This is a genomic window from Mesorhizobium sp. M1E.F.Ca.ET.063.01.1.1 (genome assembly GCF_003998155.1).
Taxonomy (GTDB): domain Bacteria; phylum Pseudomonadota; class Alphaproteobacteria; order Rhizobiales; family Rhizobiaceae; genus Mesorhizobium.
This window is the reverse complement of record NZ_RZSC01000226.1, coordinates 1-8,342: the sequence shown is the minus strand read 5'-3', so window position 1 is coordinate 8,342 and position 8,342 is coordinate 1. Positions and strand designations below refer to the sequence as shown.

Genomic DNA, 8,342 nt, shown 5'->3' with positions numbered 1-8,342 from the left:
CTTCAGGGCGCCGAGCGGGTCACCCGATGCCAACGCGCGGCCGGCGGCGTTGATCAGCGAGTCCATGCGATGCCCGCCTCGATGCCCGCTTCTGGGCCCGCTTCTGGGCCCGCCGGATCAAATCGCGTCACACTTGTAACTCTCACCATCGCGCCGTCAGGCCCTATGTCTGTCCGCGTCACCCTCAACCAAACCGAAAGAATGAGCAATGACCCAGCAAATGCACACACCACCGGTCGTTTCGCGAGAGGCCTGGGAAGGCGCGCACGAGGAGATGCTCGTGAAGGAAAAGACCATGACCCGCGCCCGCGACGCTTTAGCCGCCGAACGCCGCCGCATGCCGTGGATGCTTGTCGAGAAGGACTATGTGTTCGAAGGCCCGAACGGCAAGGCGAGCCTGCTCGACCTGTTCGAAGGCCGCCGGCAGTTGATCATCTACCGCGCCTTCTTCGAGCCGGGCGTCTATGGCTGGCCGGAACACGCCTGCCGCGGCTGCTCGCTCGGCGCCGACCAGGTCGGCAACCTCGCCCATCTCAACGCCCGCGACACCACGCTCGTCTACGCCTCGCGCGCGCAGCAGGCCGACATTCAGCGGCTGAAGCAGCGGATGGACTGGAAGATGCCCTGGTACACCATCACCGACAGCTGGGATAAGGATTTCGGCGTCGACGAATGGCACGGCCACAACGTCTTCATCCACGACGGCGACCGCATCTTCCGCACGTATTTCGTCAACAATCGCGGCGACGAGGCTTTCGGCACCGTGTGGAGCTATCTCGACGTCACCCCGCTCGGCCGCCAGGAGGTGTGGGAGGATTCGCCCAAGGGCTATCCGCAGACGCAGACCTACAAGTGGTGGAACTGGCACGACAACTATGAGGAAGGCGCCGCGCCCGACCAGAGATGGGTCGAGGTGTCGGATGCCGGCGAAGCGGCGTTCCGCAACAAGGACGCCTGAGCGCGAAGCGACTCTGGCGGCGCCAGCCGCGCCGCCAGAGCCGATCTCCGCAAGCCTTGAAAATCAGACCATTTGCAGGTGGATGAGATGAGCATCGAGAACTCGGATTTCGCCATCGAAAGGACGAACACCCCTAGCCCGTCCGCCCTGAGCGGCTTCGGCCTCGCCGACTGGCTCTGCCTCGCTGCGGCGCCGACCTTCGCGATCATGGCGCTGCTCACGGCCGCCTATGGCGGGCAGGACATGATGTGCATGCCCGGGCCTGGAGCCTCCGTGCTCAGCGGCATGGTGCCGATGTATCTTCTGATGGCGGCTTTCCACCTGGCGCCGTGGCTGCGGCTGGTGGGAAGGCGGGGATGAGATTTGAGGTTGCGGTTAAAGTGCCCGCTAGGCGCGCCAGAAGCGACCAGTTGCCAGTTCTCGAATGACCGCAGTGCGGCCGTCTGGACTCGGCGCGCGATTCCGACCTCAGCGAACGAAGTTGTGACTCGCCATTCAAGTGGCGCATCGCTTCGCCAATTGCGCTCCAATAACATCCGAGACACTCGCGCTTGCCGAAGGGGCTGTCGGCCCTGACAGGATTAGCGTAAGCTAATGTCCACAAGGGGTGCACACATGCACCGTGTCATCGCCATAGCGATCATAGTTCTCGCGGCCGTGTTCAGTTCCGCGAGGGCCGAGGTGCTGATCGGGGTCTCGGCTGCCATGACAGGACGGCTTGCCTGGATCGGCGAGCAGGGGCAGCGCGGTGCGGAGATGGCGGTGGCCGACGTCAACGCGGCGGGCGGCGTGCTCGGCCAGAAGGTGAGGCTCATCTCGGTCGACGATTTCTGCGATCCCGAGCAAGCGGTCGCGGCCGCCCAGAAGCTGGTGGCTGACGGGGTGGTGCTCGTCGTCGGGCATTATTGCTCTGGGGCCTCGATCCCCGCATCAAAAGTGTACGCGGAGGCGGGCGTCGTCGAAATATCCCCAGGCTCGACCAATCCGCAGCTGACCGAACAGGGCCGTAGCAATGTCTTCCGCACCATTGGCCGCGACGACGCGCAAGGGTTCATCGCCGGCAACTACCTTGCCGATCGCTGGGGCGACAAGAAGATTGCAATCCTTCACGACAATTCGACCTATGGAAAGGGTCTCGCCGACGAGACCAGGAAGCAGCTGAACAAACGGGGCGTGACTGAAGCTGTTTACGACGCATACGCGCCCGGGAAGGACGACTATTCAGCCGAGGTCGCTGCGTTGCAAGCCGCCGGCGTCTCTGCCTTGTATGTGGGTGGGTATCATGCCGACGTTGCGCTGATCGCTCGCGCCGCACACGACCGTGGCTACACGGTCCAGCTCATATCCGGAGATGCCTTGGCCACCGAGGAATTCGCCCTGATCGCAGGCTCAGCGGCGGAGGGAACCCTGTTCACCTTCCCGGCGGACCCGCGGCGAAATGCCGGCGCGGCCGCAATCGTGGAGCAGTTCCGTGCGGAGAACTTCGAGCCCGCGGGCTACACGCTGTTGAGCTACTGCGCGGTTCAGGTCTGGGCTCAGGCGGTCGCGAAGGCAGGTTCGCTGGAGCCGAAGGCGGTCATCGCGGCACTGCACGAACAGCAATTCGACACCGTCATTGGCCGGGTCGACTTCGACGACAAGGGTGACCTCACGAGGCAGAGCTGGGTTTGGTACGTCTGGAAGGGCGGGGAGTACGTGCCGGTTGAATAGGCTTCGCCGAGCGCCGGCGTGCCGCCTGAGACGTCTAGTCCGATGCAGACCAGTGTGGCTGGATTGTTCCGACTCACCGCGATGCTTGAACGCCTCGGCATACGCGGCCGGCTGTTGTTCGCCTTTTTCGGGATCAGCGCACTTGCGGTACTGGCAACCGCTGCGGCGCTTTATGCCTTCCTTCAAGTCGGCGACGTCGTCGACCGAATTACCACGGATCGGGTGCCGTCGGCACTGGCCTCCCTCCAATTGTCGCGCCAGGCCGAACGGGTCGCTGCAGCCGCGCCATCGGTGCTGGCGGCGACAAGCAGGGCTCAGCACAGCGAGGTCTCGGCTGCCGTCGCGCTCGAGATGTCCCGCCTCGAGGCGCTGCGCACGGACCTCAGAGACGCCACGCTGGGCACAGTGCCTTTGGCCGAGATCGAGGAAGCCGCGATTGTTTTGAGGCGCAACCTGAAGGAGCTCGACTCTCTGGTTATCGCGCGGCTCGATGTGGTCGCCCGCAAGGAGGAACTCCTGAACGACCTCACCGCGACGACGACTGGAAGCCACCGCCTTCTGGCCACCGGCATCCTGGTGATGGATTCCAGGCTCCCGCAATGGCGGGCGGTCGCGGCCGATAGGTCGCTGTCGCCCGATCGACGCGCAGGGGCAATGGCCGACATGGTCCAGGCGACCGCGGCTTACATCCCCCAGCAGAAGGCGCAGCTGGAGATCTCGGCGGTCAACGACGCGCTGGTCAAGGCCGCGACCGCGCCAACGCGAGGCGACCTGGCGTTGATTCTGTTTCCGCTGCGCCGCTCGCTTGCCGCCCTGGAAACGGCTTCCTCGGAGATCGACCAAAAGCTGCAGGCCCGTTTCCGCCAGCGGGTGGACGAGTTCAAGGCACTAGCCGATGGTGAGAACAGCATCCCGAAGGCTCGGGAGGAGGAGCTTGCGGTCCTCGCGCAGGGCGAAAAGCTTCTGGCCGAAAACAATCGGCTGTCGCGCAGTCTCACCGCTGCCGTCGACCGTCTTGTCGCAGCAGCGGATCGCGAGATCACTGCCTCCGGTCGCGAAGCCGCGCTCGTCCAGCGCTACGGCACCGGAGTTGTCCTCGGCTCCGCCTTTCTCAGCCTGTTGAGCTCGGTTCTGGTCGTCTGGCTCTATGTCGACCGCAGCCTTCTCGCCCGTCTGGGAGCGGTGAGCCAGGGGATGCTCGCGATCGCGGGCGGCGATCTTCGTGCGCCGCTGCCGGCCGCGGGCAGCGACGAAATCGGGCGCATGGCCGAGGCACTGAGCCTCTTCCGGGATACCGCCGTCGAGGTCGAGGAAAAGAACCTGCGCGACGTTGCAGAAGCGCGTCAGCGGCTGGTCGATGCCATCGAAAGCATTTCCGAAGGTTTCGCTCTCTACGACAGAGAGGACCGGCTTGTCCTGAGCAACAGCCGCTACCGCGAACTGCTATACGCCGGTCTGGAGGCCGAGCTAACCCCCGGCACGGCATTCGAGGAGATCATTCGCCGATCGGCCGAGCGCGGCTACATCAGGGATGCCGAGGGGCGGGTCGATGAATGGGTTGCCGAGCGCCTGTGGCGGCACCGCAACCCTGGCGAACCATGGGTGCAGCGGCGAGGCGACGGACGATGGATCATGATAAGCGAACGGCGGATCAGCGCCGGCGGCACGGTCGCCGTCTATTCGGACATCACCGAGTTGAAGCGAAGGGAGGAGAACCTCGCCGAGAAGTCCGCTGCCCTAGAGGCGCTTTCCAGCAAGCTGGCCAAATATCTGGCGCCGCAAGTGTACAGCTCGATATTCACTGGCCGCCAAGACGTTAGAATCGCCAGTCAGCGCAAGAAGCTGACCATATGCTTCTCCGACATCGCCGGCTTTACCGAGACCACCGACAAGATGGAGTCCGAGGATCTCACCCAGCTCCTCAATCACTACCTGACGGAAATGTCGAAAATCGCGTCGGATCATGGTGCCACGATCGACAAGTACGTCGGCGACGCGATCCTGATGTTTTTCGGCGACCCTGAGACGCGCGGCGTCAAGGAGGACGCGCTGGCTTGCGTACAGATGGCGCTTGCCATGCAAAAGCGGATCAGCGAGCTTACCGAAGTCTGGCGGGACATGGGGATCGAAACACCGCTGCGCTGCCGCATCGGCATCCATACCGACTACTGCACCGTCGGTAACTTCGGCAGCGAGGACCGGATGGACTACACGATAATCGGCGGCGCCGTGAATCTCGCCTCGCGCCTGGAACAGGAGGCGGCACCGGGGGCCATCCTCATTTCCTACGAGACGTTTGCGCAAGTGAAGGACACGATCGATTGCGAGGAGATGGGGCACGTCCAGGTCAAGGGGATCGCCTATCCCGTCGCCACCTACCGCGTCATCGATCTGAAGGCCAATCTAGCGGGCGCTTGTCGCGCCGTTCGAACCGAGCTGCCGCATTTCAGGCTGGAACTTGAACCGGAGCTGATGTCCGCCGACGAGCGTGGCGGCGCCGCCACTGCGCTTCAAGATGCGCTGGATCGGCTTTCCCACAAGCCCGGGCAGTAGGGCTTGGAGGAGAAGAGCAAATGTCCGTGGACGCGGGACCGAGAAAAGTGGACGCCGAATATGCGATTGAGTACCTCCAGGAGCATCCGGAAGCCGGGCTTTGCTGCGAGGATCAACGCTGCTGGATTACGCCGAACGCAAACGAGACCGATCAGCGGATCCTAGTTCTTGATGTGGTTGAGGCTGACCGGCTCAAAGATGATCCTCGCCTTCGACTCGTGTCCGGAATCGCGCATGCGGGACGGTCGCTCTGGGTCGTTCGGAGAATGACATAATTACTTACAGCCCTCACCCAGGCTGGCGTCTGCAGTCACGATTGGTGCATCATGGTACCAACAAATGCCTGCGAGGTCAGCCGACGGACGAGCTTTTCCAGTTCGGGTCCCCATTTCTCTCGACGACGCGCTGTGGGATGAGCCCTCCGCGCCCCGGTGGCGATCGTTGCTCCCGTCGTCTGTCATGTCCGCCCACACATCTCTTTCGCAATTCGGCGACCATTTTCAGTCACGAGGCGCAACCCCTGTCAGACTTGACGACAGCCTCAGCGAAGTCGCGCACATCCAGACCTTGGCGCACCTGGCTATCACAAAGCCTGCCCGGCTCGTGAAACACCGTCTGGTGAAAGCGTTGCCCTCCGTAAGAACTAGCGTCCGCCCTCTCCGTGCTATAAATTGACTATCGACGCCGACCTCGACGCCGTCCTAAGGCCGACCGCCATTTCAGCATGCCCAAGGACGTATGTGCCGCACATGGGCTCAAGCCACCCGCCCGCACATCCGTTGTGGATTGACCCGCGAGGAGGGATCAGCATGTCAGAACGTCTCAACACAGGCCCGCTGCAACCTGGCGAAACGGCGCCCAATGTCGTGCTCGACGCGATTACCCGGGAGGGCAAGATCGCCATCGACGATTTCCGAGGCGAGAGACCGGTGCTGGTTGGGCTGTACCGGGGTCTCCATTGTCCTTTTTGCAGGCGCCATATCGCCATGCTTTCGCAACTCACCCCAGCCCTCAACGAAAAGGGCATCGAAAGCCTCACAGTGGTCAACACACCTATCGAGCGGGCGCGCCTCTACCTCCGGTACCATCCGATGCTCGGCCTCCTCGCGGCATCCGATCCGGAGCGGACTTCACACCGTGCCTTTGGATTGCCGAATATGCAGATCACCGAAGACGAGAGCGCATGGCCGCAAAAGGTTTCGATGAGCGATGTGAAGTCGATACGGGTCGACTTGCCGGGCGAGATGCCGGAACCGATGGATCCGTTTGCGGCGCTCGAATATCTGAACAAGAAGGACAGCTACGATATCACGGAAGCGGATCAACAGATGATGGCCACAGGCATTGGGCAGCTCGTCGGTCAGTTCTTGCTGGACCGCGATGGCGTCGTTCGCTGGACTTCCAACGAGGTGCTCGATGGCGGCCTATTCGGCGCCCCGAACACTCAGGAGTTGATGTCGGCAGCGTCGCAAATCGGAAGGTAAGGCGCAGCTTCGACAGTGGGGCTAGGCGGAGAATTACGCGAAGTTTGCGGCCCTATGTACCTCTCTTGATGGCGGCTTTCCACCTTGCGCCATGGCTAAGACTGTCGGCCGGGCGGGGGTGAATTTTGACAAGCTGTACAAGCCCAACGCCCACTACATGCCACTAGCGTCGTTCACTACCGATGTCGAATGACCGCAAAAGGCCGGAAGCTGACGGGCTGCTTCGAGGCACGAACTAGCTACAGAGCAGACCTTCAGGCACCCTGCGTGCATCATCTTGAAGTAAGCCGTTGCTGTCGCTGGTTTTCCGGCACGACGGCTTTTCGGAATAGCGGCAATGGACAGCGCGCACCGGCAACCGCCGGAATAGGACTCAGCCATCACGCTCCCTCATCGCCCATGAGGTGGTATCGTGATCGGGGTGCTGGTTGTTACTCTCCTTGATCGCCGCGGCCCAATCGGCTCCGTTGTTTTCGGTCGCACCGGTATTTTCTATGCCCGCGATCGTATCGAACCATGCCACCATGTTCTCGGTGCAGGTATTGGCAAGCGGCGGGAAGGCGTGCGGATCGTCAAGCGAACCAATCATCAGGTTGGTGCGACCGTTTTCGAGGTGGTGGAAGAACAATGGCGTGCCGCAATTGGCGCAGAAGCCGCGCTCGACAAGCTCCGAGCTCTCCCAGACGCTCGGCTTGCCGCGTGTCCAGGTGAGCGCCTCATCGGGCGCGGCGACGAGCGCGGCAAAGATGTTGCCCGAGGCTTTCTGGCACATGCGGCAATGGCAGAGATGCGAGTTGTCGAGCATAGCGCTTGCGTGGTAGCGCACGGCACCGCACTGGCAGCCGCCGCTCATCTCCATCTCGATGCGTTTCATTTTTTCTCCTCCTTCAAGAGGCGGGTTTGGGCTTAATCTCTTTTAGGTATTCGTCTTTGATAGTCCAGCCTCCCAAGAGCGGATCTAATTCTGGTGTTGGTGGGTGTGGTTTGTCAGCCCAAAAGAATGGACCCGATCATGCCTTCCCGACCGTCTGCCAATAACTTCCGCTTCAACCGCCGGTTAAGCGGTGGCCGAGGCTCGCAGAGACTGTTCAGTAGGTCCGCAGCCGCGAAGTTCCGGTGCGGGCGCTGGCGAAGTCCGCTTTTGGAAGTTGATCAACGTGGCTTTGACGTCCGATATTGCGGCGCGAGCTGACGTTCGCGTCTTGAGAGATGATGATCATCATCGGCTTCAGGTCAAAGCCGACGATCAGCTCACGGACGGTGTTGGTTGTCATTCGCCCCGGTCATCCCGCTAAGTACTTGTTTTCGTCCCGCACTCACCTGCCGCATTGCCTTCCGCTCATCCCCGCTCGATAGTCGGGGCGATGTTGCAGGCGATTGCGAGTCACTGGTCCACGCTTATCCTCGCCCTCTCCCTGGCGATGGCGGCGGTCGGCATCGTCCATGCCATCATGACGAAGGAAGACGTGCGCGCCGCCACCGGCTGGGTGGGCGTGATGCTCTTGTCGCCCTTCCTCGGCGCGATCATCTACGCCGTCGCCGGCATCAACCGCATCCGCCGCGCGACGATCAGCGCCTTGCGGCCGGTCCCCGGCGAGGCAGCCGAGGCAAGGCACGACCGCCACTTGGCCATGGAA

General features: G+C 62.4%; 8 protein-coding genes. 6 read left to right on the top strand and 2 right to left on the bottom strand.

The features are described from left to right. Nucleotides 1–208 precede the first annotated feature (208 nt). From EOA29_RS17360 to EOA29_RS17335, 5 genes are all read left to right on the top strand, one after another. Complete coding sequence (locus tag EOA29_RS17360; protein ID WP_126094373.1) at nt 209–958, top strand: DUF899 family protein; 750 nt, start codon at nt 209–211, stop codon at nt 956–958. An 87-nt stretch (nt 959–1,045) separates the two neighbouring features. Beyond that, nucleotides 1,046–1,318: a hypothetical protein gene (locus tag EOA29_RS17355; RefSeq protein ID WP_126094374.1), complete on the top strand. Its 273-nt coding sequence runs from the start codon at nt 1,046–1,048 to the stop codon at nt 1,316–1,318. Nucleotides 1,319–1,573: 255 nt separating this feature from the next. Then, complete coding sequence (locus EOA29_RS17350; RefSeq protein ID WP_127221196.1) at nt 1,574–2,668, top strand: branched-chain amino acid ABC transporter substrate-binding protein; 1,095 nt, start codon at nt 1,574–1,576, stop codon at nt 2,666–2,668. 81 nt (nt 2,669–2,749) lie between these two features. Further along, nucleotides 2,750–5,221: an adenylate/guanylate cyclase domain-containing protein gene (locus EOA29_RS17345; protein WP_126094376.1), complete on the top strand. Its 2,472-nt coding sequence runs from the start codon at nt 2,750–2,752 to the stop codon at nt 5,219–5,221. 809 nt (nt 5,222–6,030) lie between these two features. After that, the gene (locus EOA29_RS17335; protein ID WP_126094378.1) at nt 6,031–6,705 is read left to right on the top strand and encodes a peroxiredoxin-like family protein; all 675 of its coding nucleotides are present in this window, start codon (nt 6,031–6,033) and stop codon (nt 6,703–6,705) included. A gap of 373 nt (nt 6,706–7,078) precedes the next feature. Here the strand turns inward: EOA29_RS17335 and EOA29_RS17330 are convergent, their stop codons facing one another. Then, complete coding sequence (locus EOA29_RS17330) at nt 7,079–7,579, bottom strand: GFA family protein (RefSeq protein ID WP_126094379.1); 501 nt, start codon at nt 7,577–7,579, stop codon at nt 7,079–7,081. A gap of 214 nt (nt 7,580–7,793) precedes the next feature. After that, a complete protein-coding gene (locus EOA29_RS17325; protein WP_126094380.1) occupies nt 7,794–7,979 on the bottom strand; it encodes a hypothetical protein in 186 nt (61 codons plus the stop codon). A 90-nt stretch (nt 7,980–8,069) separates the two neighbouring features. Here EOA29_RS17325 and EOA29_RS17320 point away from each other — a divergent pair. Then, nucleotides 8,070–8,342 (top strand): PLD nuclease N-terminal domain-containing protein (locus tag EOA29_RS17320; RefSeq protein WP_145969691.1); only part of this gene is annotated, 273 nt, incomplete at its 3' end.

Bases quoted from the DNA above. Each gene is read 5' to 3' on its own strand.
- EOA29_RS17345 (WP_126094376.1), top strand. From the start codon at position 2,750: ATGCTTGAACGCCTCGGCATACGCGGCCGGCTGTTGTTCGCCTTTTTC.
- EOA29_RS17360 (WP_126094373.1), top strand. From the start codon at position 209: ATGACCCAGCAAATGCACACACCACCGGTCGTTTCGCGAGAGGCCTGG.
- EOA29_RS17335 (WP_126094378.1), top strand. From the start codon at position 6,031: ATGTCAGAACGTCTCAACACAGGCCCGCTGCAACCTGGCGAAACGGCG.
- EOA29_RS17350 (WP_127221196.1), top strand. From the start codon at position 1,574: ATGCACCGTGTCATCGCCATAGCGATCATAGTTCTCGCGGCCGTGTTC.
- EOA29_RS17325 (WP_126094380.1), bottom strand. From the start codon at position 7,979: ATGACAACCAACACCGTCCGTGAGCTGATCGTCGGCTTTGACCTGAAG.
- EOA29_RS17355 (WP_126094374.1), top strand. From the start codon at position 1,046: ATGAGCATCGAGAACTCGGATTTCGCCATCGAAAGGACGAACACCCCT.
- EOA29_RS17330 (WP_126094379.1), bottom strand. From the start codon at position 7,579: ATGAAACGCATCGAGATGGAGATGAGCGGCGGCTGCCAGTGCGGTGCC.